Consider the following 19,112-nt stretch of genomic DNA (forward strand, 5'->3'; position numbering starts at 1 on the left):
GTTTGGGGGGGGGGGGGGGGGCGGCCGGGGGGGGGGGGGGGGGGGCCGCCCCCCCCCCCCCCCCCCCCCCCCCGCGGGGGGGGGGGGCGGCGGCCCCCCCCCCCCCCGGCGCCCGGGGGGGCGGGCCCGCGCGGGCCCGCCACATGGCGGGCCCGCGCGGTTCATCCGCAGGTCATCCGGTCTTCGACGGGCTCGCCACGGGGTGGGCGCCCTTCTTCAGGAAGCCCATGTCCTCGTACACCGGGGTCTGGAAACCGAAGGCTCCGGCGTTGGCGAGACCGGTGCGGACGGCGGTCAGCTGGGGGCGCTGGTAGAGGGGGATGGAACCGGCCGCGGCCCAGATGCGGGCGTCGGCCTTGCGGACCAGGGAGCGTTCCTGGTCCTCGTCCAGCGTCGACAGCGCCTGGTCGAACAGCTGATCCACCTGGTCGGTGCCGACCCGCGTGTAGTTCTGCTCCACGCTCAGCGAGCCGTCGGCCGCCGGGACGGGCTTGGAGTAGATCGGGCGGGCGTCGGTGGCCGGGTAGGCGGACCCGGGCCAGGAGTACAGCGCCAGGTCGTACTGGCCCGAGGCGATGTGGTCCTTGAAGTAGCTCGCGTCGGACACCTTGGAGATGTCCGTGCGGATGCCGATGCGCTGGAGCATCTGCGCGATCCTGTCGGCGACGGCGCGCAGCGGCTCGGAGCCCTGTCCGGAGGGCAGGACGAAGCGGAGGGTCAGCGGCTTGCCGTCCTTGGCGAGCGCGCCCGACGCGGCGCCCGCGGGAGCGGCGGTGCCCTTCGGCGCGTACGCGCCCGGGGCCCCGCCCTGCTTGGCGTACTGCTTGCCGGCCTGCTGCTCGTCCGCCTGGATGCCGGACTGCGCGCTGGTCCGCTCGTGTGCGCCGGCGTGGTCCTTGGGATCCCTGCGCAGGTCCCGCTCGGCCTCGGACGGCTTGTTGTCCTCGCCGACGATGTACGTCCCGTCGTCGCCCGGGCTGTCGTCCGTGTCGGCCTTCTTGCCCTTGGACCCGGCGGCCTTCTCCGTCTTCTTCTGCTCGGTCACCGGTCCGCCGGGCACCCATCCGGCGTCGGCGAGGAGCGCCCGCGCCTCGGCGGTGTCCTGGTCGCCGAGCGCGCCGCTGTTGTCGGCGTACGCCGCCTGCCCGACGAGGGCGAGGTGGCTGCCGACCGGCTCGACGGGCAGGCCGAGCGGCTTCAGGACCACCTTGGCCAGTTCCTTGCGGTCCAGGGCACGGGCCACGGCACGGCGGACCCGCTCGTCGGCGAGGGGCCCCTCGGAACCGTTGAGGGCGAGCTGGGTGTAAGCGGGTTCGAGGGACTTGCGCACCACGAAGGCGCTCAGCGCGGCCTGCTGGTCGGCGGCCTTCGCCTTGCTCCCCGCGGCGCCGGCGGTGTCCTTCTCCTCGCCGTCGGCGGACTCGTCGCTCTCGCTCTTGCCGTCGTCCCGGGTCTCCTCGGCCTTCTCGCCCTTCTCAGCCTTCTCGCCCTTCTCGGGCTTGCTCTTTCCGGTCTTCTCCCCGGAGCTGTCCTTCTCGCTCTTGTCCTGCTCGGTCCCCGGCGCGTGGGTACCGGTGGGCGCGCCCTTCGGCGGGCCCGACCTGCCGTGGGCGGCGGTGATGCGCTCGGCGTCCACGGCGTCGATCTCGGCCATGTCGAGCTCGTCGGCGGCGAGCGCGGCGGCCCGCTTGTCCCGGGCCACGGCGACCAGGTCGATCTCGGAGAGCTTGGTGGGGCTGCCCCACCACCGCGGGTTGCGGGTGAGCTGGACCTCACCGCCCTTGACGTCGACCTTCTTCACCGCGAAGGGCCCGGCGGAGACCTTGAGCTTGCGGCGGGCTCCGTCGTTGAAGGAGTCCGCGGTGCCCATGACGCTCTTCGGGTACAGCGGCGAGAACAGTGACTTCCAGTCGGCGTAGGGCCGCGCGAAGGTGACGCGGACCTCCAGGTTGTTCTTGCCCCGCTCGATCTTCTCGATGCGGTCGTAGCCCGCGTTGCGGGCCGTCCAGTACGCGGAGTCCTTGCCGGACAGGGCACGCCACTGGGCGGCGAAGTCGGCGGCGCCGATCTCGCGCCCGTCGCTCCACACGGCCTGCTGGTCGAGCTTGTACAGCACCACCTGCTTGGGCTCGGTGGCGACGACCTTGGCCGACTCCAGGTAGTCGGGGTTGATCTGCGGCCGCCCGTTCGCGTCCAGGCGGTACATCGAGGGCAGGACGGCGCCGGCGACCCGGGAGGTGGCCGCGTCCGCGTCCGCCTGGAACGCGTTCAGCGTCTCCGGGACCGCGTCCACCGCCCAGCGCAGGGTGCCGCCGTCGGCGACCTGGTCTCGGGACGCGGGAGCGATGTCCTGCGCGGCCGCCGGCCTGTCCGCCTCGTCGTCCGCGCTGCACGCGGAGAGGGCGGGTACCGCGAGCACGCCCGCGGTGAGGAATGCGGCCGAGCGCATCACCGCGCGCAGTCCGACGCCGTCGTGGGACATCACTGCAACCTCCGGGGGACGCTCCGCTGTCTGGGTCACGTACTGCTTCTGATCACCATTGGGCTTATTTGGAGCTGATCAGATCTATGCGCCCACTGAAGGCGAGGGAGGGCGGCCGGAGGGGGCGACACGGCCGCAGGGGCGCGGAACCCCACCCGTGCGGCGCAATCCAGGGCCCGGCGCCACGGCTCCGGCCGGCGCGCGGGGTCCGCGGGACACCCGATGTGCCGGCGAGTGTCCCCGGCGCGGGGGCGTGCGGCCCGGGCGCGCGGGTCGGGGCGGCGGCGCTCACGGGGTGATCCGGGGCGTATGAGCCGCCAATCCGTGCACACGCCTTCACACGGGCCTGTGTGACGCGCAACACTCGCAGGCGCATGAACGTTGCCGCCTGGGGCCGCGGGGCCCGGAAGTGAGGGCAAGTCATGTCCGTGCACGACGACCTGACATCGGTCCAGCGCTGCCTCGACGACCTGCAGCGGTCGGTGCGACGCCTGGAGCAGCACATGGGCACCGGCCTGGAGATGCGCCGCGTCCGCGCCGACGCCGACCACCTGCGCGAGAGCCTCGCGCTGCTGCGCGAGGCGAGCTCGGGCCCCTCCGGGCTCCCGGCCGTGCCCGGACCGGCCGGACCCGCGCCCGGGCCGCGGCCCGACCTGGTACGGATCCCCGACACCCCGTACGACAGCTCGCTGTGGACCGACTCCGACGACGAGGGTCTCGGCTCGTCCCACGGTCCCACCCACTGAGCGCCCTCGAACCCGGCGCGCCCCCGAACCCGACCGGAGTGCGAAGTTGGCCACTGGTACGGAACCCCATCTGAACAGCGGCGGTGTACGCGCCGGTACGCGCGCCGCGATCGCCGCACCGCATCTGCGGACCGACCGCTGGTGGCTGGCGCCCGCCGTCACCGCGGCCGGGCTGCTGGCCTTCGTCGTGTACTCGACGTGGCGGGCCTTCGCGGACACGGACTACTACGCGGCGCCGTACGTCTCGCCGTTCTACTCGCCGTGTCTGGCCGAGCGGTGCAGGACCATGCACGCCGGGCCGAACGCGGACCTCTTCGGGAGCTGGTGGGGCATCTCACCCGCGATCATCATCCTGATCTTCCCGCTCGGCTTCCGGCTGACCTGCTACTACTACCGCAAGGCCTACTACCGGGGCTTCTGGGCCAGCCCGCCGGCCTGCGCGGTCGCCGAGCCGCACAAGAAGTACTCCGGCGAGACCCGCTTCCCGCTGATCCTGCAGAACATCCACCGGTACTTCTTCTACGCGGCCCTCGTCGTCGCCGGCATCCTCACGTACGACACCGTGCTGTCCTTCCGTGACGAGCACTACGCCTGGGGCCACATGGGGCTCGGCACACTGGTGTTCCTGCTCAACATCACGCTGATCTGGGCGTACACCCTGTCCTGCCACTCCTGCCGGCACATCGTCGGCGGGAAGCTGAAGCACTTCTCCAAGCATCCCGTGCGCTACCGGATGTGGCAGTGGGTCGGCAAGCTGAACGCCCGTCACATGCAGCTGGCCTGGGCCTCGTTGGTGAGTGTGGCGGTCGCCGACTTCTACGTGTACCTGGTCGCGTCCGGTGTCTTCGACGATCCGCGCTTCTTCTAGATTGGGTGGAGCCCCCTGATGTCCGTGGTCGACCGACAGGAGTGGGACGTCGTCGTGGTCGGTGCCGGTGGCGCCGGACTGCGAGCCGCCATCGAGGCCCGCGAACGCGGCGCCCGCACGGCGGTGATCTGCAAGTCGCTGTTCGGCAAGGCGCACACGGTGATGGCCGAGGGCGGTATCGCGGCCGCCATGGGCAACGTGAACTCCGGCGACAACTGGCAGGTCCACTTCCGCGACACCATGCGCGGCGGCAAGTTCCTCAACCAGTGGCGGATGGCCGAGCTGCACGCCCGCGAGGCACCCGACCGGGTCTGGGAGCTGGAGACCTGGGGCGCCCTCTTCGACCGCACGAAGGACGGGCGGATCTCGCAGCGCAACTTCGGTGGCCACGAGTACCCGCGCCTCGCGCACGTCGGCGACCGCACCGGGCTCGAACTGATCCGCACGCTCCAGCAGAAGATCGTGTCCCTCCAGCAGGAGGACAAGCGGGAGACCGGCGACTACGAGTCCCGCCTGAAGATCTACCAGGAGTGCACCGTCACGCGGATCCTGAAGGACGGGCAACGGGTGTCCGGGACCTTCTGCTACGAACGCGAGTCGGGCCGCTTCTTCGTCCTCGAAGCGCCCTCCGTGGTGATCGCCACCGGCGGCATCGGCAAGTCCTTCAAGGTGACGTCCAACTCGTGGGAGTACACCGGCGACGGGCACGCGCTCGCGCTGCTCGCCGGGGCACCGCTGCTCAACATGGAGTTCGTGCAGTTCCACCCGACCGGCATGGTCTGGCCGCCGTCCGTCAAGGGCATCCTCGTCACCGAGTCGGTCCGCGGCGACGGCGGGGTGCTGCGCAACTCCGACGGAAAACGCTTCATGTTCGACTACATCCCCGACGTCTTCAAGGAGAAGTACGCGCAGTCGGAGGAGGAGGGCGACCGCTGGTACGAGGACCCGGACCACAACCGGCGCCCACCGGAGCTGCTCCCCCGCGACGAGGTCGCCCGGGCCATCAACTCCGAGGTGAAGGAGGGTCGCGGATCGCCGCACGGCGGGGTCTTCCTCGACGTGTCGACCCGGATGCCCGCCGAGGTGATCCGGCGCCGACTGCCCTCCATGTACCACCAGTTCAAGGAACTGGCCGACGTCGACATCACCGCGGAGGCGATGGAGGTCGGGCCCACCTGCCACTACGTGATGGGCGGCATCGCGGTCGACTCCGACACGGCGGCGGCGCGCGGTGTCCCCGGCCTGTTCGCGGCCGGGGAGGTCGCCGGCGGGATGCACGGGTCCAACCGGCTCGGGGGCAACTCCCTCTCCGACCTCCTGGTGTTCGGGCGGCGGGCGGGACTGCACGCCGCCGAGTACGCGGCCGGGCACACCGGCGACCGGCCCCCCGTGGACGAGGTCCAGGTCGACACCGCCGCCGCGGAGGCGCTGCGGCCCTTCTCGGCGGAGGGCCCGGTACCCGGGGAGGACAGCGGACGTCCGCCGGAGAACCCGTACACCCTGCACCAGGAACTCCAGCAGACCATGAACGACCTGGTCGGCATCATCCGGCGCGAGGCCGAGATGGAGCAGGCGCTGGAGAAGCTCGCCGACCTGCGGGTCCGGGCACGCCGGGCCGGCGTCGAGGGGCACCGGCAGTTCAACCCCGGCTGGCACCTCGCCCTCGACCTGCGCAACATGCTGCTCGTCAGCGAATGCGTGGCCCGGGCGGCGCTGGAGCGCACGGAGTCCCGCGGCGGGCACACCCGTGAGGACCATCCGGCGATGGAACGTGTCTGGCGGCGGGCCAACCTGCTGTGCCGGCTCGCCGACCCCACCGGCGGCCTGGCCGCCACCGATCCCGTACGCGGCCAGATCGATCTCACCCGCGAGAACACCGAACCCATCCGCCCCGACCTGCTCGCCCTCTTCGAGAAGGAGGAGCTGGTCAAGTACCTCGCCGAAGAGGAGCTCTACGAGTGAGCAGCTATGAGGCCCGCTTCAAGGTGTGGCGCGGGGACGTGAAGGGCGGCGGCCTGAAGGACTTCGAGGTCGAGGTCAACGACGGCGAGGTGGTGCTCGACATCATCCACCGGCTCCAGGCGACGCAGGCCCCGGACCTCGCGGTGCGCTGGAACTGCAAGGCGGGCAAGTGCGGTTCGTGCTCGGCGGAGATCAACGGCCGGCCGCGGCTGCTGTGCATGACCCGTATGTCGGTGTTCTCCCGGGAGGAGACGATCACCGTCACCCCGCTGCGCGCGTTCCCCGTCGTACGGGACCTGGTGACCGACGTCGGCTTCAACTACGCCAAGGCGCGTGAGGTCCCGGCCTTCGTGCCGCCCGCGGATGTCGGGCCCGGGGAGTACCGGATGATGCAGGAGGACGTCGACCGCTCGCAGGAGTTCCGCAAGTGCATCGAGTGCTTCCTGTGCCAGGACACCTGCCATGTCGTCCGTGACCACGAGGAGAACAAGCCGGCGTTCGCGGGTCCCCGCTTCCTGATGCGGGTGGCCGAACTGGACATGCACCCGCTGGACGCGGCCGCGGACTCCGGACTGGACCGCAAACGCACGGCCCAGGACGAACACGGCCTCGGCTACTGCAACATCACCAAGTGCTGCACCGAGGTCTGCCCCGAGGGCATCAAGATCACGGACAACGCGCTGATCCCGCTGAAGGAACGCGCGGTCGACCGCAAGTACGACCCGTTGGTGTGGCTGGGCTCGAAGATCGGGCGACGGCGGGACTGAGGGACGGCGGACGCACTCGGAGCAGGAGCCGGTCGGGGCGGGGAATCGGTCGGGACGCAGGGCCGGTCGGGGCGGGGGCGTCTTCCCCCGCCTCTGACAGCCAGACGTCGCGTGATGTCATGTCAGTTCGCTTTGTCACTGGGCGACTTGGTGATGCGGCCCGGGTGCTGTCCGAGCATCTGGAGGGCCTGGCCCGCGAGGAACAGGGCCATGCCGGTCATCGCGTAGGGCGTCATATCGGCGTCGGGGCCGTGGAACGGACCCAGGAATATGAACAGGGACATGCCCACGGACCCGCTCAGCGCGCCCCAGCCCCACAGCCTCGGCCGGACGACCCGGCGGCGGAACCACGGCGGAACCCAGTACGTCGCGATCGCCGCGACCCCGAGCCCTGCGACGCCGGCGGCGACCAGCGCCGCCAGTCCCGCGAGGTATCCGTTCATCCGTCCCCCAGCCCCCGGTTCCCGCCCCGCCCCGGCCCGCGGGACGCCTCCGGATCATGGCACGCCGGGACGGGGACGTCACCGCTTTGCGAGCCAGTCCTCGCGGTAGGCCGTCCAGTCGGTCTCCGTGGCCGCGAAGTCGACGTAGAGGGCGACGCCGAAGTGTTCCCGGGTGCGGTCCGTGCGGGAGAGCCCGAGGCGGGTTCCGCGGACGGCCGCGGCGACCGTCTCGGCGTACGCGCTGTGGCCCATCTTGTTCTCGTGGAAGAACGGCAGTCCCATCAGGAGGTCGGTCGACTTCGGGGTGACCTCCAGCGCGAGAGCGGTCTGCTGGGCGACGTAGCCGCCGTACAGGCTCTGGAGCGGCATCGCGGTGTCGTACGACATGACGGCGATCTGGTCGACGCGGCGGGCGACCTGCCCGAAGTACGCCTGCGACCACCACTTGGGGTGTCCGCTGAGGGCGCCGGCCGCGGAATGCAGGCCCGGGAGCGGGTCTATCTGGTGGGAGGCGACGGAGAGTTGCACGTGCCGGGCGCGGGTGAGGGCGTGCAGGCGGTCCAGGAGCGCGAGGTAGTGGGCGTCGCCCGAGTGGAGCGGTTCCAGGTCGAAGTGGACGCCGTCGAACCCGGCGTCCAGGATGCGGCCGGCCGAGCGCACGACGGCGTCACGGGTGCCGGTCCGTTGCAGCCGCATGCCGTCCGGTGTCTCGGTCGCGAGTTCGTCGCCGAGCCAGGCCTGGACCCTGACGCCGGGCAGGCGCTCGTGCACGCCCGCGATCAGCCGCCCCGCCGACGGATACGCCGTCGCGGGGAGCGAGCCGTCGTGCTCCAGCGGCCCCGCGTGGACGTACAGGTCCCGTATGCCGGTGCCCCGCAGCCGCTCGGCCAGCGCGTCGAGGTCCGCGTCGCTCTTTCGGCCGTCCACCCAGGCGTGCCCGAGCCACAGCGCGTCCCGGTTCCGGGTCCGGGTGCCGTCGGCCGGGTCACCGGCGTAGTTCACCCGCAGGGCGATACCGGCGGCGAGGACGGGGACCAGCAGGAGCAGCACCAGGCCGAGCGCGACCCGCTTGGACGTCCGCAGCCGGGGGTGGCGCCAGGCGCCGACGAGCCGGCGGTACCGGGAGGTCCTGCCCGGGCGCGGACCGGCGTCCTGGCCGGGCAGCGAGGGCTGCGCCCCCTCGGAACGCGCCTCGGGTGCGGTGTGCGCGGCAGGGCCGGGCGGAGCCTCCTGAGACGCTGTCCCCCCGGCGCGTTCCCGCTGCCCGCCCGGACCGGTGTCCTGTCCCGTGTCCATCCCCCGCACCCCTCCCGTACGCCCCCGTATCCCTCGTACCTTAGGCGCCCCCACCTCGGTGGATACGGGTCGCGGACGTGGTCGGGCGGCCATACGCTCCCAAATGTGACGTCGTCCTCGAGTCGAAGCCGGTCGCCCCGGGCCCCGTCGCGCAGAGCCGTGCGGGTGGCGCACGCCGTGCTCGGGGGGCTGGTCGCGGTGGGGTGGCTGGTGCTGCCGCTGGTGCGTGGGGAAGGCGGCGGGAGGGGGGACGGCGTTGATAACGGGGCCACGGTGACCGTCGCGCGGAGCGAGGGCGTCACCGCTCTGGCGGCCGCCTCGTCCGAAGCCGTCGGGGCGACGACCGGGGATCTGGTGCCGCCGCTCGTCGCGGCCGGTGCGGCGGGAGCGCTGGCGGCCTACACGTACGGGCGGCGCAGACGACGCGCCACGACACGGACGACACCCGGCGGCAGCGGGAACCGGCTCATACCCCTGCCGGAACTGGATCTCCAGGCAAGGCAGTTGCTCGTCGACGTCGACAACTGCGTACGCGCCTCCGCCGAAGAGCTAAGTTTCGCGGCCGTCCAGGCACCGGCCGACGCCATGGCGCCCTACAGGGAGGCGCTGACCCGCGCGGAGGGCGAACTCCGGGCCGCCTTCCGGTTGCGGCGGCGGCTCGACGACACGGACACCGCACCGGACGGCGACGACCGCCGGGAGTCGCTGGAGGAGATCGTCGCCCGCTGCCAGGACGCGGGGCGGCGGCTGGACGCGGCGGCACCGGGATTCGACCAACTCCGGGCGCTGGAGCGGGAGACGCCGGCGGCCGTGGAAGGTGCCGAGACCCGCTTCAGGGAGCTCGCCGCACGGACCCCGGCCACCGAGGCCGTGCTCGCGGGTCTGCACGAGCGGTACGCGCCCACGGCCTCGTACCCGGTCGCCGGTGACGTCGAACAGGCCAAGGACCGGCTGGTGTTCGCCACCCTCCGGCTCAACCAGGCCCGTCAGTACGCCGACCGGGGCGAGGACACGAAGGCGGCCGCCTCTCTGCGCGCGACCGAGGCGGCCGTGGCGCAGACGGGTGACCTGCTGGACGGCGTGGACCGGCGCTCGGCCGAACTGGCCACGACGGCGGCCCGGTTGCCCGCGGCGCTCGCGGCGGCGGAGACCGCTCTCGGCACGGTCCACGGCCGCCCGCCGACCGACCGGAGTGCCGAACCCTTCCCCGTCGGCGGCGACGCACGGCTGACCCGGGCCGAGGCGCTCCTGGCGGGCGTACGCCGGGAGATGGCATCCGGGCCCTACGATCCGCCGGACGCGCTGCGCCGGGTGGTGGAGGCGGGCGCGCTGCTCTCCGAGGCGGGCGAGGAAGAGGTTCCCGGCCTGCGCGACCACGCGCTGCTGTCCGCCCGCGGCGCGCTCACATCGGCCGCGGGCTTCATCGGCACGCACCGAGGAGCCGTCGGCAGCACGGCCCGTACGTGGCTGGCCGAGGCGGAACGCCTGCTCGGGCCGGGCTCCTCCACCCTGGCGGAGACACGGCGGGCCGACGCGCTCGCCCAGGAGGCACGGCGGCTCGCCGAACAAGACGTACGGGCGTACGGCACGCCCTCGGGCGGCGACGCGGGCGCAGGGACGGGCGGCGCGGTGCTCGGCGGGATTCTCCTCGGCGACGGCGGGGGCCCGGTGAGCTACGGCGGCCCGCGCACCCGGGGCCGCCGGCCGACGTCCCCCGCCTGACCGGGCCGCCCGCACCGGCGGCGGCCGGCCACGGGACGGGCGTCGGTCTCAGAACAGGCTCAGGAGCGCCTCGGCCGGGTCGGTGAGGGCCGTCTCCCCGTCCGGCAGCGGGAGTTCGAACCAGACCGTCTTCCCGCGCGGGGTCCGGCGGGAACCCCACGCCGCGGAGAGGAGGCCGACCAGCTGGAGGCCGCGCCCTCCCTCGTCGGTGTCGCGGGCGCGACGGCGGCGTGGCTGGACGAGTCCCGCGTCCCAGACCTCGCAGACGAGGGTGCGGTCGAGCAGCAGCCGCAGTCTGATCTCGCCCTCGCCGTACCGCAGGGCGTTCGTGACCAGCTCGCTGACCAGCAACTCCGTCGTGTCGACGAGTGGTTCCAGGCCCCAGGCGACGAGCTGGGCGCGCGCGAACTCGCGGGCGCGGCCCACACTGCGCGGCTCGCGCGGCAGGGTCCAGTCACCGACGGAGTCGGCGGGCAGTCCCTGGACGCGTGCCATCAGCAGGGCGATGTCGTCCTCGCCGTGGTGGGTGTCGAGGGTGTTGAGGACGTGGTCGCAGACGTCCTCCAGCGGACTGGTGGGGTCGGTGAGCGCACCGACGAACGCCTGCAGTCCCTCGTCGAGCGGGTGGTCGCGTGATTCGACCAGTCCATCCGTGTAGAGCGCCAGCAGCGCGCCTTCGGGCAGTTCGACCTCCACCTCCTCGAAGGGCTCGCCGCCCACCCCGAGGGGCATGCCGGGCGGCACGTCGAGCATCAGCGCGCTCTCGCCGGGCTCGACGAGCACCGGCGGGAGGTGGCCCGCGTTGGCGAAGGTGCACCGGCGGGTCACGGAGTCGTAGACCGCGTACACACAGGTGGCGAGGTACACCTCGGAGAGGTCGGCGTCGCGGGGCTGGCGGGCCGTGCGGGTCGCCTGCTGGACACCGCCGGGGGTGCCGAGCCCTCGGGCGATCTCGTCCAGCGCCGAGAGGACCTCGGCCGGTTCGAGGTCGAGTAGCGCCAAAGTGCGTACCGCCGTACGGAGTTCACCCATCGCCACCGCGGCGCGCAGACCGCGGCCCATCACGTCGCCGACCACGAGGGCCGTGCGGTGGCCGGGGAGTTCGATGACGTCGAACCAGTCGCCGCCCACCTCGGTCGCCGCGTTGCCCGGCAGATAGCGGCACGCGATGTCGAGACCGGAGGCCTCCGGGTCGCCCGGGGGCAGCAGGGACCGCTGCAGTATGAGGGCGCGTTCGTGCTCCCGGCGGTACAGGCGCGCGTTGTCGATACAGACGGCCGCGCGGGCGGCCAGTTCCACGGCGAGGGAGCGGTCGCGTTCGCCGAACGGCTCGCTGCCCTTGGTCCGGGAGAACTGGGCGAGTCCCACGACCGTGTCGTGGGCGACCATCGGGACGGCGAGCGTCGACTGGATGAGGCCGCCGTCGTCCGCCGGGATGTACCGCGGCTTGGCGGTGCGCAGGGCGTCGGCGCAGGGCGAGTTGAAGGGGTAGTGGTGGACGGCGCCCACGGCGACGGGTGCCTGGCCGCCGGCGAAGGGCGCGTCCGAGACCGCGCTGGCGAACGCGACCCGGCGCAGTTCCGCACTGCCGTCCACGAGGCCCGGCGGGGCCTCGTCACCGGCCAGCAGCCCCTGGTAGAGATCGACCGTGGCGAGGTCGCAGAAGCCGGGGACCACGACGTCGAGGAGTTCGCGCGCGGTGGTCTCCAGGTCGAGGGAGTTGCCTATGCGGGCCCCTGCCTCGTTCAGGAGGGCGAGATTGCGCCGCGCGGCGGCCGCTTCCCTCGCTGCCGCGCGACGGGAGGTGATGTCGATTCCGAGCCAGGCGATACCGATCGGACGGCCGCTTCCGCTGTGTACGCGGTAGAGGTTGACGGACCAGTGGCGGCGTTCCTCGGAGCCGGGGACGTAGCCCGTGACGTGCATGTCCGTGATGGAGTCGCCGGTTTCGAGGACGCGGCGCAGGACGGCCGTGACGCGCTCGGCCTCCGGGTGCGGGAGATAGTCGTGGACGCCCTTGCCGTGGTGGTCGTCGACGTCGCCGCCGAAGATCGAGGAGAACCGCTCGTTGGCCCGCCGGACCCGCAGGTCCGTGTCGATCAGCAGGAACCCGAACGGAGATTGACCGAAAATCGCCTGCGAGGCGGCGAGGTCGGTCTCGATGCTGCGGAGAGTACGGACGTCCACGACGATGCACACCGCGGCCCGCTCGCCGTCCTCGGTCGTGGTCGGCATCACGTAGACCTCGGCGAGGCCCTCCACGGGCTCGGCCGTGCTCTCGGCGGCGGGCACCGTGAAGGGCACCACGCCGGTCCACTCGCGGCCGTCCAGGATCTCCGCCATCTTGCGCTGACCGAACTCGCGCCGGTCGGCGGCGACGAACGCCTCGATGGGGTCCATGCCGATGGCCCGCTCCGCGGGAATCCCGAAGATCTGTTCGGCGCGCAGGCTCCACTGGTCGACCAGCCCGTCGGCGCCGATCGAGAAGGACGCGACCTTGATGTAGTCGTAGATCGAGCCGGGTGGGCTGGTCTGCCAGATCGCGTCGCCCGGGGCCTCGCCGGCCGCCTCACCGACCGGACCGGCCGCCGCGCCGTCCGCCCCTTCGCCCGAGGTGTCGCCCGCGTCGGCGCGGGGGGCCGTGCGCGCGGAATCGCTCGCCGCATCAGCCCTCGCGCCGCCCGACGGGTCCTCCGACTCCGTGGCCTTCGCTGGTATCTCGCTCACGCGAACCGTCCCCTCCAGCTCACCGCGTCCGGCACCGGTCACCGGGGGCGGCTGCCCGCAGTATCCAGCACTACGGCGCCGCACAACACGGTGTTCACGATCACAGCACGGTCCCGATGGTTTTTGGACCGGCCGCGACATACTCCCAGTCTTCTAACCAGGTGGCGCCCCGTCGAATCAAAGAATCCGACACCCGCCAGTGGCCTGAACCAGTCGAGCGCCGAGCGCACGCCCCGTCCCCCGGTCGCACGACCCGGCGCAGCGGGTCGATCCCGGCCCCGGGCGGCCGCGTCGGGACCGGACGGGTATCTCTCGCGAGCCCGGTCGAAACCCCGCCCAGGGACTCTGCGGACACGGTCCGCTTCGATAGGGTTCGGAATATTCTGGGGCGGTTGGGGCCGATCGGGGAGGGCCGCTTCGGTCCGATCCGGGACGGGCGCGCGATCCAGGACCGTCACGCAGTGCGGGGCGGTGAGGCGGTTCCGGGCAATGAGGCGGTTCCGGCGTGATGGCGGGGATCCCGGCGGACCGGCCGCCCCGGCGGGTTCGCCTCGCCTCACCTCACTCCGGCACGGCCAGTTCGAACCAGACGGTCTTGCCGTCGTCCCCGGGCCAGGTGCCCCAGCTTCTGCACGAGCCGGCCACCAGCTGGAGCCCCCGGCCGCTCTCGTCCTCGGCGGCGGCGGACCGTTCGCGCGGCGGGTCCGGCAGGGGGTCGGAGACCTCGACGCGGAGGGCGCGCTGCCCGTCCACGGGTCGCACCAGACGGACGCCGATCGGGCCCGTCGCATGGCGCAGGGAATTCGTCACCAGCTCGCTGACCAGCAGCACGGCGATGTCACCGACGGAGTCCAGCTCCCACGCGCGCAGCTGTCCCCGGACGGCGGCGCGGGCGGTGCGGACGGCACCCGGCTCCGCCGGAAAGGTCCACTCGGCGCAGTCGCCTTCGGTGTCGATCAAGTCGATCACTTCCCAGACCAGGAACTCACCCATGTCCGGTTTCTTGGGATTAGTGGTCACATACCCGATATCGACGCCGGTTTACCGTGTCAGGCCACCCGCTGTGGGGCGAACGGCGTACGCGCCACGCACGGGGCCCGCCACACCCTCGGGCCGGACCGCACTCCCCGCGCGGGCGGAACCCGCTCCGGCCCGCAGGGCACCTCCGCGTTTCACGGGCGCGGTCCCTCCACCCCTTCGAGGGGCCCGCCGGCCCGCCGGGCGACACCCCGTCACCGTCCGCCGGGCGGAGACACGACAGCGGTCCCGTCACCCTCGCTGGGCACACGGCCACGGGCGCGGTCACGTCACCCTCCCCGGCGTGGAAGCACGGCAGTACGTCCTCTCACCCTCGCTCGGCGCGGAGCCACGGCAGTGCGTCCTTGACCGCCGGTACGTCCTGGTCCAGCCAGTCCACGTCCCAGATCTCCTCGGGGGTGAGCCAGCGCAGTTCGTCGTGGTCCTCCAGCGGACGGGGGGCGGCGGAGCCGGGCAGCAGCTCGGCGACCCACACCACGAGGACGTAGCCCGGCTTCAGCGGCCACTCGCCGGGGACGCGCTCCAGCGGTTCCGTTTCGACGCCGAGTTCCTCGCGCAGCTCGCGTACGAGGGCCAGCTCGGGGGTCTCCCCCGGCTCGACCTTGCCGCCCGGCAGTTCCCAGCGCCCGGCGAGTTCGGGGGGCGCGCTGCGGCGGGCGGCGAGAAGGCGCCCTTCGTGCACCAGGGCGCCACCGACCACCACGATCCGTTCCGTCATGCGCCGGAGCCTACGGGAGCGGAGAGGGGGTGCTGACGCGGCGGATCACCGGGTGCCGTTCGGCCCGATCCGCTCGACCCAGTACAGCTGTTTGTGGCCGCGGGCGTCGAGGCTGTCCGCGGTCTTCTGCGCTTCTGCGCGGGTCGCGTACCTGCCGACGCGGTAGCGATTGCCGTTGTCGTCCTGCCGTATGACGAGCCAGGGAAGAGTGATCGTGCCGTCGTTCATCCAGCTCCTCCGCTTCCCGCCCCGGGCCCCCGTCCTGCCCCGCCCTCTGACGAAACCGCACTCCGCATATGCCCGAGCCTACGCCTAACCTTCACGCAGCGAATACGGCTTTTCACAAAGAGGTACGCAACCAGCCAGGAGGGGGCGCCGTCCCGGGGGGCGCACGCCGCCGAACACGCCGTCGCCCGCCCCCCACGCGCCCGCGAACAGGGCGAAGGCCTTTCCGCACCCGGCAGTTGAGAACGGCCAGATTCCAACCGGCCGCGCCACCAGTCCACTTGGGACCGGCGGCGGTCACGCGGACGCCTGATCACCCGACGGCTGGGTCAGGACATCCCGGGCATCACCGGGTGCCGGGTGTCCCTGGCCCCGGGTGCCGGTGTCCCGATCGGAACCTCCGGCTCACTTCACCGGCCGGTGGGGACAACCCGGTTCACGGGCGGGTCACTTCACCGGCAGGTGGTACGCGATGCGGTACCGGTCCGCCGGGACCACCACGTCCGCCGTCTCGACCGGGCGGCCCGAGGCGAAGAAGGTCCGCTGGATGACGACGACGACATGGCCGGGAACACCGCCCAGCGCGAGGAGTTCCTCGGCGAGGCCGGGGCGGGCCCCGACCTCCTCGGTGACGTTGTCCACGATCACGTCGATGGCGGCCATGCGCTCGACGACCCCCATGCCGCCGAGCGGGCCCTCCTCGGGGAGCATCACCGGTGTGCGCCCGGTGACGGCGAGCGGTTCCCAGGAGGTGGAGAGCATCATCGCCTCGCCGCCGTCCCGGTAGACGTAGTTCGTGCACATCACGCGGTCGCCGGGCCGGATGGCGAGGCGCTCGGCGATCGCGCCGCTCGCCTCGACCTGCCGGCTGTGGGACTCCCAGGTGCCGCGCGCGGCCATGTCGGCCTGCTCCTGGCGGAACGGGGTCGCACCGCTGTCCGCCCGGTATCCCGACCGGGCCACCCGGCGCGGCACCGGGCGTTCGCGCACATAGGTGCCGGAGCCGGAACGGCCCTCCACGAGCCCCTCCGCCATTAGGACCTTCCGCGCCTCCAGGGCGACCGTGTCCGACACCCCGTACTCCTCGCGGATCCTGGCCTGCGAGGGAAGGCGGGTGTGCGGTGGCAGTGAACCGTCGACGATCTTCTTACGGAGATCCCCCGCGACGCGCAGGTAGGCCGGCTGTTCACCGAAAGTCACTTAGCCGCTCCCATCAGGTTGTACAGACAGCAACAGCGTGGCAACCGTGGGTTGTCCCATGCAAGCAAAGGCCAAAGAATCACTCGATGTGATGACGTGAGCCCCCCAAGGGCTTTACGCAGGCACTTTCTCCCCGCTATAGGCGTCGTCACACCTCCATTCCGCTGCCGCCTTCACCATCGTCATCACCGGCGCCCGGGCCGCCGCCCGCCGGCGGGGTGGTGGCGAGACCCAGAGCCTCGCGGGTGGTGACCGTCCCCTTGGGTTCGATGAGCTTCAGGCCCTTCTCGTAGTGGGCGTAGAAGGTGTCCGCGTCGCGCGCCCCGGCTGCCTTCTCCCACTCCTTCTGCGACCGGTCGAGGTTCTTCAGCAGGGCCTCCACCTCATCGCTCGCGACCGGGTCGAAGGTGTGGCGGCGCAGTTGCCCGGTCTGCTCGACGATCGCGTCCGAGACCCTGTTCGCCCACTTCTTGTGGCCCGGCAGGTCGTCCTCGACGTACTCCTCGTCGGGTGCCGAGTCCATCGCCGTGTTGAGGAGGCGTGCCGCGCTCAGGTAGGCGAACTGGTCGCCGTCGAGCGTCGTCACGTCCTTGCGCAGCGAGCCGGTCAGGCTGCCCTGTCCGTCGGTGTTCCCGAACATGCAGGTGATCTCGCGGTCCCCGACCCGCCAGCTCTGCGAGGTCGGTGTGAAGTGGTAGACGTCGACGTCGTCCGGGACGGCCCAGACGTCCATCGCGTACGCGTCCATGAGCGCGTAGCACTTGTCGTCGGCCTGGTCGGTGACCGCGGAGTCGCCGGGGAAGGAGTCGCCGGCCACGGTGACCGAGGCGAACACCTCCGCGTCGTGCTTCCCGGCGCAGGGCACCTTGTCGACGTCGTAGGCGAGGCCCTCCAGAGTGTCGCCGGGCGCGTCGAAGCACTCGCCCTTCTCCAGCGAGAAGGTGCTTCCGGCCGCCCCTTCGCTGAAGCCCTTCCAGAAGTCGTCCGCTCCCCCGGTGGCGAACATGAGCGCGACCAGCAGGGCGCCGATCGACGACATCACGATGCCGCCGACCGCCATGCCCTTGCCGCGCTCCCCGCGCTTCCTGATCTGGACGAGCGCCACGATCCCGAGCACCAGCCCGACGCCGGGCAGGAAGCAGAGGATGCCGAGGACGAGCGCGGCGATCGCGAGCCCGTTGACGGGCGCTGGCCGGTTGTACGGGGAGTAGCCCTGGCCCCAGGTCTGGTACGGAGTCCCGTAGGGGGACTGCTGGTACGGGCCTTGCTGGTACGGGCCCTGATAGACACCTTGCTGGTACGGGCCCTGCTGGTACGGGTCCTGGGGGTGCGGGACCTGCGGATGCGGGGGCGGAAAGGGCCCGGGCGCCCCCGGAGCGCCCGACGGTGTCCCTTGCGGCGGGTACTGACCCTCTGGTTGCTGCGGCCCGGGCGGCGGGGGTATGGCCACGAGTTCCCTTGCTCCTAGTCCACGCGCGGTGGAACCTGCGTACGGCTGCCGGATGGCTGCGCGCATCGTAAGGGGGGCGCGGGTCGGGGGTGTGACGGAGGGCGGAAGTACGGACGGGGAGAGGTCGGGGGTGCCGATCGGGGAGCCCGGCCGGGGGTGCGGGGCCGGCAGGGGGCGGGGGCGTAACACGCCTACCGCCGACCGACGGTGACGCGCCATCACCCGTCGACCCGATCTAACCTGCGCGTATGACTGCACTGCCGGACTGCTTCTGCCCGACGGACGGCACCCGTGTCCCCTCCGGTTCGCTCGCCTGGTGCTGCCCGGTGTGCCGCGGGCCGCTCGATCTGGACTTCGCCCCGACCCCGGCCTCGCTCTCGTCGCTGACCGGCCGGGTGAACTCGCTGTGGCGGTATGCGGAGTGCCTGCCGCTGGCCTCCCCCACCGTGAGCCTCGGCGAGGGCCGCACCCCGCTGGTCTCCCTGCGCGAGGGAGTCTCCGCGAAGCTCGACTTCCTGATGCCGACGTTGTCGTTCAAGGACCGTGGGGCGGTGCTGCTCGCCGAGCTGGCGCTGCGGCTGGGACCCCGTCAGGTGCTCGCGGACAGCAGCGGCAACGCGGGCACGGCGGTCGCCGCGTACTGCGCCCGGGCCGGCCTGCCCTGCACCGTGTTCGTGCCCGAGGGCACCTCCCCGAAGAAGCTGGAGCAGATCGAGGCGCACGGGGCGCGGCTGCGGGTGGTCGAGGGCGACCGCGAGGCGACCGCGCGGGCGGCACGCGAGGCGGCCGACGAGGAGGGCGTGTTCTACGCCTCGCACGTCTTCAACCCGTACTTCCTGCACGGCACGAAGACGTACGTCCACGAACTCTGGGAGGACCTCGGCGGACGGCTGCCGGAGGTCATCGTGGTGCCGGTGGGCAACGGCACGCTGCTGCTCGGCGCCGCCCTCGCCGTCGCCGAACTGCACGGGGCGGGGCTGATCGACCGCAGGCCCGCCCTGTACGCCGTCCAGTCGGCGGCCGTGGCCCCGCTCGCCCACGCCTGGTCCGAGGGCGCCGAGGATCTGGTCGGCGTCACCGCGACGGCGCCCACGTTCGCCGAGGGCATCGCGATCCCGAACCCGCCCAGGGCCCGCCAGATCCTGCGTGCGGTCCGCGCCTCCGGGGGCGCCTTCCTGACCGTGACGGAGGACCAGATCAGGCACGCCCAGTCGGACCTGGCGGGCCGCGGCCTGTACGTGGAGTCGACCGGGGTGGCCTGCTGGGCTGCGGTGCGGGAGGGCGCGCTCGCCGGGCGCGAGGCGGTGGTCCCGCTGTGCGGCGCGGGAGTGAAGACGGGGATGGCGCGGGAGTGAGGGCGGGGTGTCGCGGGAGTGAGCGCGGGGGTGGGGAGCGTACGGGGGTGAGGCGGGGGCCGGGAACGTAGGGGGGGTGAGGGCCGGGGGTGATGTTTGCCTGGCGCTGAAGG

Annotated in this window: 15 protein-coding genes; 6 read left to right on the top strand and 9 right to left on the bottom strand. The window is 72.4% G+C overall.

Going from position 1 to position 19,112, the window contains the following annotated elements; all coding sequences use genetic code 11:
• Positions 1–172: 172 nt before the first annotated feature.
• A complete protein-coding gene (locus ABZT74_RS22870) occupies positions 173–2,482 on the bottom strand; it encodes an ABC transporter family substrate-binding protein (RefSeq protein ID WP_356437843.1) in 2,310 nt (769 codons plus the stop codon).
• Between the two features lie 422 nt (positions 2,483–2,904).
• Between ABZT74_RS22870 and ABZT74_RS22875 the strand changes: the two genes are divergently transcribed.
• From ABZT74_RS22875 to ABZT74_RS22890, 4 genes are read left to right on the top strand one after another with little or no spacing between them, the layout of a single operon-like run.
• Positions 2,905–3,228, top strand: coding sequence for a hypothetical protein (locus tag ABZT74_RS22875; protein ID WP_356166217.1), 324 nt, complete (start codon positions 2,905–2,907; stop codon positions 3,226–3,228).
• A gap of 46 nt (positions 3,229–3,274) precedes the next feature.
• Positions 3,275–4,096 (top strand): hypothetical protein, encoded by an 822-nt coding sequence (locus ABZT74_RS22880; RefSeq protein ID WP_355865157.1) that lies wholly within the window; start codon positions 3,275–3,277, stop codon positions 4,094–4,096.
• An 18-nt stretch (positions 4,097–4,114) separates the two neighbouring features.
• The gene (locus ABZT74_RS22885; RefSeq protein WP_355865160.1) at positions 4,115–6,058 is read left to right on the top strand and encodes a fumarate reductase/succinate dehydrogenase flavoprotein subunit; all 1,944 of its coding nucleotides are present in this window, start codon (positions 4,115–4,117) and stop codon (positions 6,056–6,058) included.
• The gene (locus ABZT74_RS22890) at positions 6,055–6,825 is read left to right on the top strand and encodes a succinate dehydrogenase/fumarate reductase iron-sulfur subunit (protein ID WP_355865163.1); all 771 of its coding nucleotides are present in this window, start codon (positions 6,055–6,057) and stop codon (positions 6,823–6,825) included. Before ABZT74_RS22885 ends, ABZT74_RS22890 begins: the two co-directional genes overlap by 4 nt.
• Before the next feature lie 122 nt (positions 6,826–6,947).
• On the opposite strand, the gene ABZT74_RS22895 is transcribed toward ABZT74_RS22890, so the two are convergent.
• Positions 6,948–7,268 carry a hypothetical protein gene (locus tag ABZT74_RS22895; protein ID WP_356437635.1) on the bottom strand — a complete coding sequence of 107 codons (321 nt, stop codon included), beginning with the start codon at positions 7,266–7,268 and terminating at the stop codon, positions 6,948–6,950.
• Positions 7,269–7,346: 78 nt separating this feature from the next.
• Positions 7,347–8,564: a hypothetical protein gene (locus tag ABZT74_RS22900; protein ID WP_356437638.1), complete on the bottom strand. Its 1,218-nt coding sequence runs from the start codon at positions 8,562–8,564 to the stop codon at positions 7,347–7,349.
• A 273-nt stretch (positions 8,565–8,837) separates the two neighbouring features.
• On the opposite strand from ABZT74_RS22900, the gene ABZT74_RS22905 reads away from it, so the two are divergent.
• Entirely contained in the window at positions 8,838–10,286 is a 1,449-nt protein-coding gene (locus tag ABZT74_RS22905; RefSeq protein WP_356437641.1) for a hypothetical protein, read from the top strand.
• 48 nt (positions 10,287–10,334) lie between these two features.
• On the opposite strand, the gene ABZT74_RS22910 is transcribed toward ABZT74_RS22905, so the two are convergent.
• The 6 genes from ABZT74_RS22910 to ABZT74_RS22935 all read right to left on the bottom strand — a co-directional run bounded on the left by ABZT74_RS22910 (position 10,335) and on the right by ABZT74_RS22935 (position 17,644).
• The gene (locus tag ABZT74_RS22910) at positions 10,335–13,013 is read right to left on the bottom strand and encodes a SpoIIE family protein phosphatase (RefSeq protein WP_356166228.1); all 2,679 of its coding nucleotides are present in this window, start codon (positions 13,011–13,013) and stop codon (positions 10,335–10,337) included.
• Positions 13,014–13,574: 561 nt separating this feature from the next.
• Positions 13,575–14,006 carry an ATP-binding protein gene (locus ABZT74_RS22915; protein WP_355865178.1) on the bottom strand — a complete coding sequence of 144 codons (432 nt, stop codon included), beginning with the start codon at positions 14,004–14,006 and terminating at the stop codon, positions 13,575–13,577.
• Positions 14,007–14,358: 352 nt separating this feature from the next.
• Positions 14,359–14,769, bottom strand: coding sequence for a (deoxy)nucleoside triphosphate pyrophosphohydrolase (locus tag ABZT74_RS22920; protein ID WP_356437644.1), 411 nt, complete (start codon positions 14,767–14,769; stop codon positions 14,359–14,361).
• Between the two features lie 45 nt (positions 14,770–14,814).
• Complete coding sequence (locus tag ABZT74_RS22925; RefSeq protein ID WP_355865185.1) at positions 14,815–14,997, bottom strand: SPOR domain-containing protein; 183 nt, start codon at positions 14,995–14,997, stop codon at positions 14,815–14,817.
• Between the two features lie 444 nt (positions 14,998–15,441).
• Entirely contained in the window at positions 15,442–16,194 is a 753-nt protein-coding gene (locus tag ABZT74_RS22930; protein WP_355865188.1) for a GntR family transcriptional regulator, read from the bottom strand.
• Positions 16,195–16,342: 148 nt separating this feature from the next.
• A complete protein-coding gene (locus ABZT74_RS22935) occupies positions 16,343–17,644 on the bottom strand; it encodes a DUF4190 domain-containing protein (protein WP_356437647.1) in 1,302 nt (433 codons plus the stop codon).
• Positions 17,645–17,892: 248 nt separating this feature from the next.
• On the opposite strand from ABZT74_RS22935, the gene ABZT74_RS22940 reads away from it, so the two are divergent.
• Positions 17,893–18,999 carry a threonine synthase gene (locus ABZT74_RS22940; RefSeq protein ID WP_356437650.1) on the top strand — a complete coding sequence of 369 codons (1,107 nt, stop codon included), beginning with the start codon at positions 17,893–17,895 and terminating at the stop codon, positions 18,997–18,999.
• Positions 19,000–19,112 lie beyond the last annotated feature (113 nt).

The sequence above is a fragment of the Streptomyces sp. NPDC005302 genome, from assembly GCF_040607345.1.
In the GTDB taxonomy this organism is placed as follows: domain Bacteria; phylum Actinomycetota; class Actinomycetes; order Streptomycetales; family Streptomycetaceae; genus Streptomyces.

Coding starts and splice junctions, on each gene's coding strand:
- ABZT74_RS22885 (WP_355865160.1), top strand. CDS start 4,115: ATGTCCGTGGTCGACCGACAGGAGTGGGACGTCGTCGTGGTCGGTGCC.
- ABZT74_RS22900 (WP_356437638.1), bottom strand. CDS start 8,564: ATGGACACGGGACAGGACACCGGTCCGGGCGGGCAGCGGGAACGCGCC.
- ABZT74_RS22895 (WP_356437635.1), bottom strand. CDS start 7,268: ATGAACGGATACCTCGCGGGACTGGCGGCGCTGGTCGCCGCCGGCGTC.
- ABZT74_RS22940 (WP_356437650.1), top strand. CDS start 17,893: ATGACTGCACTGCCGGACTGCTTCTGCCCGACGGACGGCACCCGTGTC.
- ABZT74_RS22870 (WP_356437843.1), bottom strand. CDS start 2,482: ATGTCCCACGACGGCGTCGGACTGCGCGCGGTGATGCGCTCGGCCGCA.
- ABZT74_RS22925 (WP_355865185.1), bottom strand. CDS start 14,997: ATGAACGACGGCACGATCACTCTTCCCTGGCTCGTCATACGGCAGGAC.
- ABZT74_RS22920 (WP_356437644.1), bottom strand. CDS start 14,769: ATGACGGAACGGATCGTGGTGGTCGGTGGCGCCCTGGTGCACGAAGGG.
- ABZT74_RS22875 (WP_356166217.1), top strand. CDS start 2,905: ATGTCCGTGCACGACGACCTGACATCGGTCCAGCGCTGCCTCGACGAC.
- ABZT74_RS22915 (WP_355865178.1), bottom strand. CDS start 14,006: ATGGGTGAGTTCCTGGTCTGGGAAGTGATCGACTTGATCGACACCGAA.